The organism is Saccharothrix sp. ALI-22-I, from assembly GCF_001984175.1.
Lineage (GTDB): Bacteria > Actinomycetota > Actinomycetes > Mycobacteriales > Pseudonocardiaceae > Actinosynnema.
The window spans coordinates 1,074,533-1,088,335 of sequence record NZ_MTQP01000068.1 but is presented as its reverse complement, the minus strand read 5'-3'; the positions used below and the strand labels follow the sequence as shown (position 1 = coordinate 1,088,335).

The 13,803-nt window shown below is 71.2% G+C and carries 13 protein-coding genes and 2 pseudogenes; 4 read left to right on the top strand and 11 right to left on the bottom strand.

Features of this window, described 5'->3' with window-relative positions:
* Positions 1–13: 13 nt before the first annotated feature.
* Positions 14–667, top strand: a pseudogene (locus tag ALI22I_RS42115) (acetamidase/formamidase family protein); the annotation flags it as partial.
* A 128-nt stretch (positions 668–795) separates the two neighbouring features.
* A complete protein-coding gene (locus ALI22I_RS42110) occupies positions 796–1,326 on the top strand; it encodes a DUF1097 domain-containing protein (RefSeq protein ID WP_338013542.1) in 531 nt (176 codons plus the stop codon).
* 3 nt (positions 1,327–1,329) lie between these two features.
* Here ALI22I_RS42110 and ALI22I_RS42105 read toward each other — a convergent pair whose 3' ends face one another.
* Positions 1,330–2,244 (bottom strand): helix-turn-helix transcriptional regulator, encoded by a 915-nt coding sequence (locus ALI22I_RS42105; protein ID WP_083752387.1) that lies wholly within the window; start codon positions 2,242–2,244, stop codon positions 1,330–1,332.
* Between the two features lie 97 nt (positions 2,245–2,341).
* Here ALI22I_RS42105 and ALI22I_RS42100 point away from each other — a divergent pair, with 97 nt between their 5' ends.
* On the top strand, positions 2,342–3,133 hold the full coding sequence (locus ALI22I_RS42100; protein ID WP_077011075.1) for an NAD(P)H-dependent oxidoreductase: 792 nt from the start codon (positions 2,342–2,344) through the stop codon (positions 3,131–3,133).
* 114 nt (positions 3,134–3,247) lie between these two features.
* Here the strand turns inward: ALI22I_RS42100 and ALI22I_RS52600 are convergent, their stop codons facing one another.
* The 8 genes from ALI22I_RS52600 to ALI22I_RS42065 all read right to left on the bottom strand — a co-directional run bounded on the left by ALI22I_RS52600 (position 3,248) and on the right by ALI22I_RS42065 (position 9,237).
* Positions 3,248–3,775 carry an NUDIX hydrolase gene (locus tag ALI22I_RS52600; protein WP_238598814.1) on the bottom strand — a complete coding sequence of 176 codons (528 nt, stop codon included), beginning with the start codon at positions 3,773–3,775 and terminating at the stop codon, positions 3,248–3,250.
* Positions 3,772–3,957 carry a hypothetical protein gene (locus tag ALI22I_RS52595; protein WP_202971167.1) on the bottom strand — a complete coding sequence of 62 codons (186 nt, stop codon included), beginning with the start codon at positions 3,955–3,957 and terminating at the stop codon, positions 3,772–3,774. Before ALI22I_RS52595 ends, ALI22I_RS52600 begins: the two co-directional genes overlap by 4 nt.
* A 276-nt stretch (positions 3,958–4,233) precedes the next feature.
* Entirely contained in the window at positions 4,234–6,630 is a 2,397-nt protein-coding gene (locus ALI22I_RS42090) for a VIT domain-containing protein (RefSeq protein WP_077011074.1), read from the bottom strand.
* A complete protein-coding gene (locus ALI22I_RS42085) occupies positions 6,627–7,247 on the bottom strand; it encodes a MerR family transcriptional regulator (RefSeq protein WP_077011073.1) in 621 nt (206 codons plus the stop codon). The genes ALI22I_RS42090 and ALI22I_RS42085 overlap by 4 nt, the downstream gene beginning before the upstream one ends.
* 46 nt (positions 7,248–7,293) lie before the next feature.
* The gene (locus tag ALI22I_RS42080) at positions 7,294–7,542 is read right to left on the bottom strand and encodes a cytochrome d ubiquinol oxidase subunit II (protein WP_077011072.1); all 249 of its coding nucleotides are present in this window, start codon (positions 7,540–7,542) and stop codon (positions 7,294–7,296) included.
* A gap of 238 nt (positions 7,543–7,780) precedes the next feature.
* Entirely contained in the window at positions 7,781–8,293 is a 513-nt protein-coding gene (locus ALI22I_RS42075) for a DUF1360 domain-containing protein (RefSeq protein WP_077011071.1), read from the bottom strand.
* Positions 8,294–8,509: 216 nt separating this feature from the next.
* Entirely contained in the window at positions 8,510–8,836 is a 327-nt protein-coding gene (locus tag ALI22I_RS42070) for a GYD domain-containing protein (RefSeq protein ID WP_077011070.1), read from the bottom strand.
* 122 nt (positions 8,837–8,958) lie between these two features.
* The gene (locus ALI22I_RS42065) at positions 8,959–9,237 is read right to left on the bottom strand and encodes a hypothetical protein (protein WP_179118527.1); all 279 of its coding nucleotides are present in this window, start codon (positions 9,235–9,237) and stop codon (positions 8,959–8,961) included.
* 335 nt (positions 9,238–9,572) lie between these two features.
* Here ALI22I_RS42065 and ALI22I_RS42060 point away from each other — a divergent pair.
* A pseudogene (locus ALI22I_RS42060) lies at positions 9,573–10,019 on the top strand (AtzH-like domain-containing protein).
* A gap of 52 nt (positions 10,020–10,071) precedes the next feature.
* Here ALI22I_RS42060 and ALI22I_RS42055 read toward each other — a convergent pair.
* Both ALI22I_RS42055 and ALI22I_RS42050 read right to left on the bottom strand, forming a co-directional pair.
* Positions 10,072–11,382, bottom strand: a complete 1,311-nt coding sequence (locus ALI22I_RS42055) for a glycosyltransferase (RefSeq protein WP_077011068.1) — start codon at positions 11,380–11,382, stop codon at positions 10,072–10,074.
* A complete protein-coding gene (locus tag ALI22I_RS42050; protein WP_238598813.1) occupies positions 11,379–13,685 on the bottom strand; it encodes a GH92 family glycosyl hydrolase in 2,307 nt (768 codons plus the stop codon). Before ALI22I_RS42050 ends, ALI22I_RS42055 begins: the two co-directional genes overlap by 4 nt.
* Between the last annotated feature and the right edge of the window lie 118 nt (positions 13,686–13,803).

The window sequence follows — 13,803 nt, the reverse complement described above, 5'->3', positions numbered from 1 at the left end:
CGACCGCCAGGGAACAGGCCTCATCGACACCGATCCGCACCGGGTGCCGGCCCTGGCCCTGCCGCCGCTGGCCCACAACGCGCTGGCAGGCCAGCTGGTCGGCGAGGACGCGGCCAAAGTCGCCCGGGAAGGCGCCCGCACGGTCCCGGCCCGGGAGAACGGCGGCAACCAGGACATCAAGAACTTCAGCCGCGGCGCTCGGGTCTTCTACCCGGTGCACGTCCCCGGTGGTCTGCTGTCCGGTGGCGACCTGCACTTCAGCCAGGGCGACGGGGAGATCACCTTCTGCGGCGCCATCGAGATGGGCGGGTTCGTCGACCTGCGCGTCGACCTGATCAAGGACGGCATGCGGAAGTACGGCGTGACCACGAACCCGATCTTCATGCCGGGCAACGTCGAGCCCCGCTACAGCGAGTTCATCTCGTTCGTCGGGATTTCCGTGGACCACCCCAGCAACACCAACTACTACCTCGACGCCACCCTGGCCTACCGCAACGCCTGCCTGAACGCCGTCGAGTACCTGAAGACTTTCGGCTACAGAGGCGAACAGGCCTACCTGCTGCTCGGTTCGGCGCCCATCGAGGGCCGCCTCAGCGGTGTCGAGGACACCGGATTCATCGACCTGGGCCTGCGTGAACTGCTGGCAAAGCCGGGCGGGCCGGCCTGACCGTCCCTCACCGACCGTGCCGCCGGTGAAGGCCCACTACGGCCTGGGCTTTCACCGGCACTGTCACCGGCACCGCCACCGTCCGTCCACATTGGAGCACCCATCATCGCCTTCGCCTACCGCACGAGATCAGCGCCTCGATAGTCGCCATGGCCACCGTCTTCCTCACCATGAGCCCGCTCGCCCTGCCGACCTGGGCGATCTTCATCGCCTGGGCGGGCACCTTCCTGCTCGGCGGCCCGAGCCGGGCCAACGCGGTCAAGATGATCACCGCCACCACCACCGGTGCGGTGTACGGCGTCGTCGCCACCCTGCTCAACCAGGCGACCGGCACGATGTTCGGCGAGGGGGCGTTCGCCCGGACCCTCGCGCTCGGCGTGGTCATCTTCGTGGCCAACGGCACCCTGCTGGCGACCGGACGCATCCCGTTCTTCGCCTGCATCCCCGGGATGTTCTTCGGCTTCGCCTCCCTGTTCGCCACCTACTTCGACGGATTCGGCTTCGCCCCAGGCGATCTCGCCGGCGCCTTCGTCAGCGCCGCCGCCATGTGCGCACTCAGCCCGCTCTGCGCGTTCCTGGGCCTGCGCCTGATGTTCGCACCGACGGCCCCAGCGCCAGAGTGGACTGAACCGGAAGTCAAGGCCGAAGCCCCGGCTTAGCCTTCACGTGGCCAGTCGGGCGAGGGCGGCGGCCTCCCGGCTGCCTTCCTCGGCACTGAACACGTGCACGACCAGGCCCGTCTCGCCGGGTGCGGCCGGTACGTGCAGCGTCTCGTAATCCAAGGTGAGCGGCCCGGCCTCCGAGTGCCGCAGCCGCTTGCGCCCCGCCCCGCACATCACGACCTCGCCGCTGGCCCAGATCCGGCGGAACTCGGGGCTGCGCGCGGACAGTTCGGTGATGAGCGCGGCCAGTTCCGTGTCGTCGGGGTAACGCCCTGCGGAGACGCGCAGCTGGCCCACGGCCTCCCCTGCCCTGTCCTCCCAGTCGGGGTGGACGAGCCGGGAGGCGGGGTCGAGGAAGAGGTACCTGGCGTTGTTCCGGTCGCGGCCGCCTGGAGCAGCCAGGCCGCCGATCAGTTCGGCGCCCAGGCTGTTCCAGGCCACCACGTCGAGGCGGTGGTTCGTCACGAAGGCCGGGAAGTCGCCCAAGGCGGCCAGGACCCGCTCCAGCAGAGGGCTGACCCGGGCCTTGGGCGCGGGGCCGGACCTGGCACCGGCCAGGGTGTCGAGGTGCTTGCGCTCGGCTGCGTCGAGGCCGAGCGCCCCGGCCAACGCGTCGAGCACCTCGGGGGACGGCTGGGTGGCTCGACCCTGTTCGAGGCGCACGTAGTAGTCCACGCTGATCCCGGCGAGCTGGGAAAGCTCCTCGCGGCGCAGCCCGCGCACCCTTCTGCGCCGACCACCGGCAAGCCCGACGTGCTCCGGCGCGACGCGTCCCCGGCGGGCGCGCAGAAAGCCGCCGAGCGCCCGCCGCGCGTCACCGATCCCGTCGATCCCCTCGATGCGGTCGATCCCGTCGATGTTCTCGATGCGGTTGTCGGCGCCGTCTGTGCGCTCGATGTGATCCACGCCGTCCATGAGCCCAGTATGCGTGGCCCTCGCAGTACCAGGATTGCGGTTCCGCCGGCTGAACCGGGTACTGGTTACGCGCCCGCGCTCGGGAGAACGTGGCGGCATGACCACCGAAGCCACTCGGCAGCCGAAGAAGATCCTGATCGTCAGCGCACACCCGGAACCCCGGTCGCTCAACAGCACCATGACCTCCTTCGCGGTCGAACAGCTGCGCGCGGCAGGCCACGAGGTGCGGGTATCCGACCTCTACGCGATGAAGTGGAAGGCAGCGGTGGACGCCGACGACTTCCCCGACCACACCGCGGACCAGCCGCTGGACGTGCTGGCCGCCCACGAACAGGCCACCCTGGCGGGCCGGCTGACGCCCGACGTCGCGTCCGAGCAGGAGAAGGTGCGCTGGTCGGACGCCGTGATCCTCCAGTTCCCGATGTGGTGGTTCTCCATGCCCGCGATCCTCAAGGGCTGGATCGACCGGGTGTTCACCAACGGATTCGCCCACGGCCCGGCAGTCCCCCCGCCCTACAGCGAGGGCGCCCTGGGCGGACGACGCGCGCTGGTGTCCGTGACGATCGGTGCCCGGGAGTCGTCCTTCTCCGACCGAGGCATCCACGGACGGCTGGCGGACGTCCTCTTCCCGGTGCAGCACGGCCTGCTCTGGTTCACCGGCATGGCGCCGCTCGAACCGTTCGCGATGTACGGCACGGTCGGCCTGACGGAGGAGCAGTTCACGGCGGCGAAGCACGAGTACCGACGACGGCTCGACGGCCTCTTCACCGACGAGCCCGTCCCGTTCCGATCACTCGCCGACGACTACAACCGCGACATGCGGCTACGGCCGGGCTTGGAGGCACCGGGGACCATCGGACTCGACATCCACGTCCGCTCGCGTGCGTGAGCGCGCGTTCGTGGAAGGTGTGGTTCGACCAGGCCATCCTCCCCGCGCGCAACCACCGCACGGCCTCGCCGTAAAAGTAGACGTAACCAGAGCAGGGACCTCCTTCTCGGCGGATCATGGAACCCACCGCTCCGAACGGTGGACGACGTGTGCCAGGTAGTCCACTTGTGTCCCATCGAGTTCCGCCAAGTCGGCCGGTGAGCGGACAAGGGCGATCTGGTCCAGTTCCGGATCACGGCCCAGTGTCGTCTCGGCGGACACCAGGGCGGCGAATCGTTCGCGCAGCAACGACGCCGGCCGTGGCGGAGCGAGGAACAGGACGCCGACGTTCCCCGTGTCGCTGTGCGTCACGAGCCACAGGGTCAGGTCGTCGGGCACCACGTCGATGCCGGTCTCCTCGGCCAGTTCCCGCACGGCGTGGCCGCGGAGTGCGGCCACATCGAGGGTTTCGTGGTCGTCCGGCGGTTCGACCGATCCGCCCGGCAGCTGCCAACGACCGGGAGCGGCTGTCCACGACGCCATCCGCCCCACCAACAGGCGCCCGTCGTCGGTCGGCTGCGCGACGGAGACGAACAGGCACGGTAGCCACGAGGTCACACCCGGGACCAGGCGCAGGGCGTTGAACCGGAACGTCGTCCTCACCCACGCGAGGACCAAGCTGTGTGGCCCTCCCGGTCCAACCCCGCGCACGCCACCACCGGCCCGTCGAAGAGACTCGGCTTGGCCCGCACCGCCTCGTCCCAGACGCGGTCCATGGTCAGTCGGTCTTCGGGCGGCACGCGCGGGGCGGCGGCTTCGACCAGGCGGACTCGGTGAGCTGCCACGATTTCGACACCCGAAGGCCGCCGCGGTGTTCCGGTCACCGGACCATGCTGCCGGCCAGTCGGGATACAGACCGAAGATCACCCGAGTGAGCGAACCGAGCGCCAACCGGAAACTTTCAGCACACCATTGACGTTGCCGGGTTGAGAAGGAGGCAGCGGCACGGCGGGACCGGTGGGTACGGCGTCGGACACGGCTCGAACAGTGACGCGGGCTCGAACAGTGAGGTCCTCGAACAGCGAGGTCCAGGCAGGCACTGGCGAGGGCGAGCGCACCGATCACCGCTTCCAGAACGGGCGCTTGCGCGGCGCGGTCAGCGATTCCAAGGTGGTGATCGCGAGCCGCAGTCGACGTTCGACCTCCGAGGGGTCGGTGGTGGGCGTGGCCAGCCGGGCGACCAGTTCGTCGAGTGCCCGGAGGGTCTCCGCGGGCTCGCCCGCCGCCCGCCAAGCCGCGCGGTGGCGGGTGATCCGGTCGCACAGCCCGGTCAGCGCGGTCAGCGCGGCGGCGCGGTGCTCCGGGTCGTCCGCGTCCACCGCGCGCAGCGCGGCCAGTTCCCTGGTGAGGAACCCGTCCAGGTCCACGGGCGGTTGTTCCCGCGCCCCGGTCGCCTCGGGTCGACCGGCGGGCGCCGACCTGCGCGTCCGCCGGAGGCGACCCGCAGGGGCGGACATGGCGGCGGAGGCCGGTGCGGCGGGCGCGGCGGCGGCAGGTGCGGCGGGCATGGGCGACATCCGGGGTGGGGCTCCGTAACCACCACCGGCGTAGCCACCACCGGCCGCCTGGAACGTGCCGGCTGAGGGCAGGCCGGCCCAGCCTTCGGGGGCCTCCACCGGTTGGGTGACCCGGTGCACGTGGCCGGACTCGTTGACCACCCGTTCGTCGACGGCCACGAACGCGGTGAACCGAGACAGCACGCCGAACTCCAGCGACGTCTCCACGATGCGCCGTTCCAGCGCCCCCGGGTCGCCGGAGCCCACGACGTACCGGTCCTCCAGGTCCCGGATACGGGCCCTGGCCCACAACGCGGTCAGGCTCGGGTTGTCACTCGCGACGGCGTCCACCCGGTGCCGCCACCCACCGTCGCCCACCAGGTCCACCGCGCCGGCGGGCGCGCCGGTGAAGCGGCCGGTGACCACGACCGGGACACCGGTGAACACGTCGGGCAGCGGGGACGGGGCCAGGGAGTCGGCCACCACGGCCAGACCGGCGGACTGCACTCCCAGCCCGGTCAGCACAGGCGCGCCGATCCGGCCGTGGATCCGCCGCATGGCCTCGTCCAGCCGGTCCTCGGACTCCACCAGCTCACACCGCCCGGTCGGCCCGGCGAGCCGCTGGAGGAACGCCTCGTTGACCGCGCGGTCGATGCCGACGGTGTGCACGCGCACGCCGGCCAACCCGGTCGCCAACTCACGCAGCAACCGGTCCTCGTCGCCCACCTGGCCGTCGGTCACCAGCACCAGCACGCGCTCCCGATCACCGTCGCCACCGAGCAGGTCGGCCGCGCGGCGCAGCGGCGCGAGCATCTCCGTCCCACCGCGCGCGGACAGCTCCGCCAGGAACTCCACCGCGCGGTACCGGTTGCGGTCGGTCGCCTCGACCAGGCCGGCGGGCAGCGCGGCAGGGGTGTCCACCCGGTTGTCGAACGCGAGTACGGCGAACCGGTCGTGGGTGTGGAGCGAGTCGACGATGCGACTGGCCGCACGCCGGGCGGCCACCATCTTCCAGCCGTTCATCGAACCGGAGCGGTCCAGCACGAGCACGACGTCACGGCCCCGTGCGGGTTCGACGGCCCGCGGCGGCAGCACGGTCAGCGCGAACGTGCCGGCCTGCGCGTCGTCGTCCGGGCGCACCGCCAGCGACGTGCGGACCACGTCGTCGTCGGCGAACCGCAGGCGCAGCAGGAAGTCGCGGTCCACGCGCGCGCCGGGCTCGACGCGGACGCGGAACCCGGTCGCGGTCTCCTCGGTGACGGTGGCGTGCAGGGTGGCCGACGGCGTGGCGGGCGGCAGTCCCGCCGTGTCCACGTCGACCGCCAGCGACAGCCGGACCGGGTTGGGGAAGCCGGGCAGCAGCACCGGCGGGCTGATGCGCGAGGCGTCGGGCACCACGTCGGTGTCCGCGGCGACGCCGTCGCCGACCTGGCCGCCGGGCAGCGGCGTGCCGGGGATGTAGCGGGGCGCGACCACCAGCGGAAGCCGGAACGTGGCCGCGTCGTCCTCGTAGGCGAGCACCCCGGCCAGGGTCAGGCGCACGGTGACCCGCTCCCCCGGCATGACGTTGCCGACGCGCGTGGTGAACACGCCGGGCCGTTCCTCCTCCGCGATGGCGGCACGTCTACCGGCCGCGATCGCCTGGTCGTAGTCGGCTCGCGCCTCGGCGCGTTCCTTCAGCACGCCCTCGACCACGCGGTCGGCGGCCTCCATGCGCAGTGCCGTGACCGCCGACCGGGCGGGCAGCGGGAAGACGTAGGTGGCTTCGAGCGGGTCCTCGTGCGGGTTGTGGAACGTCTGGGTGATGGTGGTCCGCGAAGCCAGGCCGGTGATCGCCGCGTGCACGTCCACCGCCTCCAGCGGCAGGTTGCCGCGCTCGGTGCGCAGGCAGCCCAGCCCGTCGTCCTCGGTGGGCCGGGTGACTTCCCCCGTGGGCTCGATGACCTCGACGCGAGTGCTCATCCGTTGTCCTCTCCAGTGGTCGGCGCCAGTCCCAGGCGGACGAGCAGGTCCAGCAGGGGCGCCGCAGCGGCTTCGATGGCGGCCAGCTCGGTGGCGTCGGGGATGCGATCGGCGGTGTCGAGCACGACTGTGACACTGTCACCGAGGCGCAGGCTCGGGACGATCTTCGGCGCGGCGGCACGGTCCGGTACGACACGGTCCGGCACGGTCGGTTCGACCGCCGGCAGCGCCCGGTCGCGCCAGAACTCCCCGCTCCGGGGTGGCGGCGGTGGTGCGTCGTTGTCCGGCAGCCCGGGCGCCCCGTCCAACCCGGCCAGTTCGGTGAGCCTGCGGTCGGAGGCACCGACCGTCATGGACTGGATCTCGGCGAGCGTGCGCCCGGCCGCCTGCAGCTTCTTGACCGCGACGATCTGCAGCAGGTGACGCCGCCCGTACAGGGCGGTGCGCCCCCGGTGCGCGGCCGGCCGGTCCACCAGGCCGATGGTCGTGTACCACCGGATGGCGCGGCCGTTGGGCAGCTCCCGCACCCGGCCGCTGCGCTGGCCGTCGTAGTTGTCGGCCAGCAACGCGGCGACCCGGTCCGGGAGCTGTTCGATGGTCCACAGCTCGTCGCTCACCCCACCAACAGTGCCCGCCGGATCTGACACTGTCAAGATTGCAGTGTCAGCGAGATTCTGCGCCGCGGTCGCCGACGACCGGTGGACGTTGGAACAGCGTGTAGAGGTAGACCAAAGCGGGAATGAGCACGACCGCGCCGGCGACGAGGGCGATCAGCAGCGCCATGAGCGTCGAGTGACCCCGCGCGGCCTGTTCGACCGTGAGACCGGGTAGCAGCACGTACGGGTACTGCGCGACCGCCCACCCCACCAGGATCGTGGTCACGGCGAGCGCGGACACCAGCCTGGCCGGCACGTACCGGCGGGGTCAGCAGCAGCACGAGCGCGAGCCCGGTCAGCTCAGGATCGGCCCGCCGGTGCCCGCGCCACTCCGTGAACACCACGATCGCCGGGAAAGCGATGCCGAAGCACGCGAAGATGATGTGCCGCCCCAGTGACAGCGCCATCTGCGTGCGTGCCGGCAACAGGTTCTCCGCGCCACCCGCGGTGATGAACTCGACTACCGCCACACGACCCCCCTACTACCAGCGGCTTCAGTGGTCGAGGACGTCGTGCTTGAGCCTGCTGTCCAGCAAGTGCAGCCAATCCGACACCGCGACGGCGGACAGCGTGGTCGCGGCCAGCCGGGTGACCCGCGGCGCGAACACCAGCCCCGCCGTGAACGCGCTGGCGATCCACACACCCGAGCAGAACGGACACGTCACCAACTCGCCCACCGCGTGCCGGGCACCGTCGCCGCGCACCGACTCGTTGACCTCCGCCGCACCGGCCGGCTCGTCGTACCGGGCGAACGGCGCGCGCAGCACGCTGGTCACCGCGCCCTTCGTCAGCAGCCGGCTGGCCTTGTGGGTGGCCAGCGACAGGAGCAGCGCATCCCTCACGGACACCCGATCGGGCAACCGCACACCGGCGCGCCGGCCGACCGCGGTGGCGCCGACGACCAGCGCGCCGTACGAGCAGAGAGTCGCCAAGTACCCCCGCAACGGGCGCCGCTCGCCGGCGGAGTAGGCGGCGCTGACCCGCCGGAGTACCTCGGTAATCGGCATGGCCAAGGTGTAGCCGCAACCCGCCGGTTCAAACTCGCGTCGGCCGCCGTCAGACTTGGTCGGTCGCGGGATCGGTCGCTACGCGGGCGAGGAGGGTCCCGAGTCCGAGTGGGGCGACCACGTCACCGCCGAGGAATACCAGACCCCAACCGCGTCGCAGAGGTGATGCGGCTGTTCCGGTTGAAGCCGCAGTCCCGCGGTCGAGGAATGCCGCCGTCAGGCCCCGGGCGGGCTGTACTGGATGTCGTTCGAGCGCCGCATCGCGTCCATCGCCTCCTCGACCGTGAGCAGCACGGTGGTCTCGTACTTGCTGAGCGCGCCGCCGCCCGCGATCGCTACCCCGACGGCTGCCATCGACACGTTGTCCGGCGCCTCCCACACGGTGTAGGCGTCGTACTCGCCGAACGCGTACCAGAAGCCCTGGAGATTCCCGCCCACCGCCTCGATGTACGCGCGGGCCGCGTCGCGTCGGTCCTCCGGCTTCCGCGCCAGCCTCGCCCACGTTTCGGGCGTGTAGCTGAACCGGGTCAGGTAGAGCGCCATGCGCGGCCTCCGGCACCTCGTCGTAGCTCGGCCCGACGAGAGTAGGTCCGGCCGGCCCGGTGTGCTCCGTCAGCGAACGCGCGACATCCGATCCGGTGATCCGACATGGTCGGAACCGGCTTTCAGTGACACAGTGGCCGTTCTTCGGCGGTCGGCAGGAACGTCACGGTGGCACCGGGAAGCACACTGCTGCCGGTATCGACGGTGAACGCGAGTCGATCGGCGGACGTGAGCCGCATGGAGCCCGGCAGGTAGTTGACGCTGCCGCGGGCGAGCGGTTCCCCGGGCGGGTCCGTGACCGGCTGCTCGACCTTCCACGCCCGGCCGGCGAAGACGGCGTACACCAGGCCGCAGTGGACGAGCAGGTCGAACGGGTAGGCGACGCCGACGTCGGCTTGCACGGGACCGGTCCTCGGCTGGGCCGGCGACTGGTTGTCCACGGGGGCCTTCGTCGGAGGAGTGCTCACCGGCGTCGATCCGGTGGTCAGCTCGGCGGAGCCCACGGGCGCGGTGCCCTCGTAGGGCGCACTCGCGCACGCGGACAGGGCTAACAGCGCCGCCGTGGCGAGCGCGACCGTCGATCACCGGAGCTTCATCGTCTTCTGCCCTTCCGAAGGTGGGTGGCGCGGCGGAGTCACACCACCTCGGAGACGTAACGCCGGCCGGTCCGGGTTGCCCGCGCCGGCATCCGCGATCCTCGACCGCGCGCCAGGTTACGGGCGGCGCCGTCATTGCGATGGGTGAAGCCGACCTATCGGGGAGTGGTGGTTGTGGTGGCCGAGTGAGCGCCCCGGACACCGCGGTGGTGGTGGACGACCCGGCCGTGGTCGCCGAGGTGTGGGAGGTGTTCGAGCGCTACGAGGCCGCGCTCGTCGCCGGTGATCACGCGGTCCTGGACGAACTGTTCTGGTCGGGTGCGGAGGCCGTGCGGTTCGGCATCGCGGACCTCCAACGGGGTGGCGCGGAGATCCGGGCGTGACGGGCGGGCCAGGGTCCCCTGCCCGGTCGGGTGCGCACCGGCACCACGGTCACCACGTTCGGCGCCGACACCGCGTCGGTCACCACCCTGTTCCACTACCCGGATCGGCCGTTGATCGGACGGCAGAGCCAGATGTGGGTGCGGCTGCCGGAGGGCTGGCGCATCGTGAGCGCCCACGTCTCCGAGATCCCCGCACCGGGGTGATCGCGGCACGGTGCGGCACGCCGTCGAGGTCGGACGGCGTGCCGCACCGGTCTCAGCCTTGGGCGGCGCGAGCGCTGTGCAGGTCCAGCGCGGGCATGGCGACGGGCGGCGGGGGCGTCTCGAACAGGTCGTCGAACACCCTCGCCCGGTCGAACGACAAGGCGTGGGCGCGCGCCCGGCCCTCCATGAGCTCACGTTCCTCGGGCGACATCTCCAGCACCACCCGGTCGATCGCGGCGGCGATGCCGTCGACGTCCCCGGCCTCCACGATGATCGCGGTGTCGCCGACCGCCTCGCCGGTCCCGCCCGTGGTCGTGGTGATCACCGGACCACCGCCCGCGAGCATCTTCTCGGTCAGCGCGATGCCGAAGGTCTCCACGAAATCCGGCTCGGGCTTGGTCGGCAGCGCGTAGGCGGCGCAGCCGCGCATCAGCAGCGGCTTCTCCTCGTCGTCCACATCGCTCAGGAACACGATCCGGTCGTCGTCCCGCGTGAGCGCCCGGACGTCCTCCAGGGCCGGACCGTTCCCGGCCACGACCAGCTTCACCCGCGACCGCGCCTTGGACCGGGCGAACGCCGTCACCAGGTCGTAGATGCCCTTGGCGCGCGCCACCCGTGACAGGAACAGCACGTAACCGTCGCGTTCCAGGCCCCGCCGCGCGAGCGCGGCGTCCACCTGCACCGGGTCGAGGTCCAGGTACGCGGCGGTGTCGATCGGCGGGTAGCTGACCTCCACCCGGCGCCGGCACTCCTCGGCGAGCCGGGTGCCGCAGCGCGCGTCGACCTGCTCGGCGGAGGCGATGATCTCCTGCCGGGTGTACTCCGACACCGCGAGCACCCGGTCGTTGGCCAGGAACGTGGTGAACAGGACCACGGCCGCGCCGAACCGGCCTTCGAGCAGGCAGTTGCGGATCACGTTGGTGACGTCCGAGCCCACCGCCTTCGCCATGGTGACGACGTCGGGCCGGTACCCGGCCGCACGCGCCGCCGTGACGGCCTCCCCCACCACCGCGGTGTGCGGCGCGAGGTACATCGACAGGCACGTGGTCGGCACCTGCTCGGCCAGCAGCTCCACCAGGCGGCCGGTGAGCCCGGCCATGTACCGGCCGTCGGGCACCCGGTAGTCGCCGACCGGTTCGGGCCGCTCCACCGTGATGCCCTCGCTGTAGGGCGTGATCCGGTCGAGCGGTTTCAACGGCAGCCCGGCCGCCTGGAGGGCGGGGATGGGCCAGGTCAACAGGCGCACGTCGTCGAAGCCGCGGGTCAATGCGACCTCGGCGAGGTTGCGCGCCTCACCTGAGTGCCCGCAGATCACCGGATCGGCTCGGACCACGATGACGAGGCGGCGGTTCGGCCTGCTCATGTGCGGGTTCCCGTCGCGGATGGGTCGGACAAGGACGGCGGCCGGATCTTGCGACCCCACTCCGAGGGCTCCGGACCTAGTTCGAGGTGCAGCGTGCCGCCCGCGTGGATGTCGGACGCGCGCAGGTGCGCCACGTCCAGCGGCTTCCCGTTCAACCGGGCGGACTGCACGTACTGCGGCGGCGGCACCCGCTCCAGCCCGTCGGAACTGATGGGCGTCTCGCGGTGGCCGCTGGTCTCGATGACGAAGTCCCGGTCCTGGATGTGGACCGTGGCGCGTTCGAAGGCGGGCGCGTTGACCAGGAACAGGTTCTGCCCGGCGATCGGGAACAGCCCGAGCGAGGCCCACACGTACCAGGAACTCAGCCCACCGGAGTCGTCGTTGCCCGGCAGCCCGCCGGGGCCGGTGCCGAACTGGTAGGTCAGCGCCGCGTGCACGATCTCGGCCGTGCGGTCGGGCCGGCCCGCGTAGTGGTAGGACCAGGGCGCTTCCATGTCCGGCTCGTTGTTGAGGCCTTCGAACCGGTTCAACGAGTAGCCGACCGCCATCTCCACCGGATCGGGCAGCCTGCCGGGCTGCACCACCGGCGGCGCGCCGTAGCCGAAGAACGCGTCCAGCATGGCGACGAACGCGTCGTCACCACCCGCCAGCGCGATCCGGCCGGCCATGTCGTGCAGCAGCCGGAAGGAGTAGTTCCACTTGCCGCCCTCGTAGAACGACGAGTCGTGCAGCAGGCCGGTGGCCGGGTCGAACGCGTTGGACCACAGCAGACTGCGCTTGGCGAGGTCGTCGGCGAGCTGGCGGTCGTTCAGCGCCCGTGCGACGCCGGAGGTGCAGTGGTAGGCGTAGGCGAGGTCGAGGGTGTGCGAGATCGGGTGCACGACGCCCTGCTCGTAGAAGTCCTCGCCGTACATCCGGCGCAGGTCTGCCTCCATGTGCACGAGCGCCCAGTTCCAGTCCAGGTCGCCCAGGCCCAGGGCGTGCACGTCGGCCAACGCGGTGTGCACCAACGCGCTGGCCTGGCGGAAGAACCGGTCCGCGCCCCGTGCCATCCGGTACCCGATCGGGAAGTTGCCCTCCTCCTCGCACACCCTGATCAGCGACTCCAGCAGGTCGACCGCCCGGTCCGGGACGATCGCCTCCAACAGCGGCAGCTGGGTCTTGTAGATGTCCCACATCGTGCAGACGTCGAAGGCGAACGGCCCGGACGTGGGCCAGAACGGGCTCTCGTCGTCGGCGAAGCACGGTTTGATCAGCGAGTGGTACAGGGCCGTGCCGAACACCTGCCGCCGGGCGGGCGACCCGCCCTCGACCTCGATCCGGTCGACGTGGTCGCGCCACCGCTCCTTGGTCTGCTCCAGGACGGTGTCGAAGCCGGGCGGGCCCTCGCCGCACTCGCGGTAGAGGTTCTCCCGGGCCTGCTCGGGGCCGCGCAGGGAGAACCCGATCCGCACCTCGACGCTCTGCCCGGCCCTGGTCGGCCCGAGGAAGAGCAGCCCGAACGGGCGCAGGGTGGTCTGCCGGATGCGGTCGAAGTCCAGCCGGGTGCCGCCCTCGATCAGCCGGCGGTCGTGCCAGAGCATCTGCCGCCAGCCGGGGGTGTCCACCTCGATGTGCACCGACAGCGGCACACCCTCCACGACGACCGTGCCCTGCGCGCGACCGTTGCCGATGCTCTCCACGTGCGCCCGCAGCGGCACCGTGCGGCCGTGGTCGATGGCCAGCCCACCGCAGGACAGGTCCACCACGACGCGGGCGCTGCGGTGCTCCGGGAACGTGTACCGGTGGATCGCGACCTTCGCGCCGACCGTGATCTCGCACCGGACCCCGGTGTCGAGGGTGGCCGCGTAGTACCCGGCTTCGGCGACCTCGTCGTGCAGCGGCCAGGCCTGGCCGAGGGTGTCCAGCGGCTGCACCATCGGGGTCACCCGCACGTAGTTGTAGTACTTGCGGATCGCGCCGGTGCCGGACTGCTGGAAGTGCGTGAACCCGGAGGCCTGCGGCCGGTCGAACATCTCCTCCGGCAGGCCCTCGGTGTTCTTCGTGTAGATGCCGTACCCGGTCGGGTAGGCGCCCGAGTAGGCGCAGGCGGACACCATGCCCAGCGGCGATGTCGCCCCCGGGTGGGTGTTGCCGATCTGCGCTTTCGGCCACCACCAAGTGGCCGCCAGACCCTGCGCCGCTGGCAGTGAGGTCGGGGCCGTACCGATGAAAGGATCAATCTCGTTCAGGATGGCGAGACTGTAGAACAAACCGGGCGTCTTGATGGTTTCAGTCAGGTGAACTCCGGCCGTGTCGCACACGTCCGTTTGATGGAACCCCCGATTCCCGCAGGTGGCGAACCGTCATGCATGCTTTAGGTGACAATCCCATCACATACAGTAGTGACCGAGCCTGCAGTCGGGATGCTTGTCGATCCGG

Excerpts from the sequence above, each read along its gene's own strand:
- ALI22I_RS42100 (WP_077011075.1), top strand. The coding sequence starts at position 2,342 with ATGACCACCGAAGCCACTCGGCAGCCGAAGAAGATCCTGATCGTCAGC.
- ALI22I_RS42105 (WP_083752387.1), bottom strand. The coding sequence starts at position 2,244 with ATGGACGGCGTGGATCACATCGAGCGCACAGACGGCGCCGACAACCGC.
- ALI22I_RS42090 (WP_077011074.1), bottom strand. The coding sequence starts at position 6,630 with ATGAGCACTCGCGTCGAGGTCATCGAGCCCACGGGGGAAGTCACCCGG.
- ALI22I_RS42070 (WP_077011070.1), bottom strand. The coding sequence starts at position 8,836 with ATGGCGCTCTACCTGACCCGGTTCAGCTACACGCCCGAAACGTGGGCG.
- ALI22I_RS42055 (WP_077011068.1), bottom strand. The coding sequence starts at position 11,382 with ATGAGCAGGCCGAACCGCCGCCTCGTCATCGTGGTCCGAGCCGATCCG.
- ALI22I_RS42075 (WP_077011071.1), bottom strand. The coding sequence starts at position 8,293 with ATGCCGATTACCGAGGTACTCCGGCGGGTCAGCGCCGCCTACTCCGCC.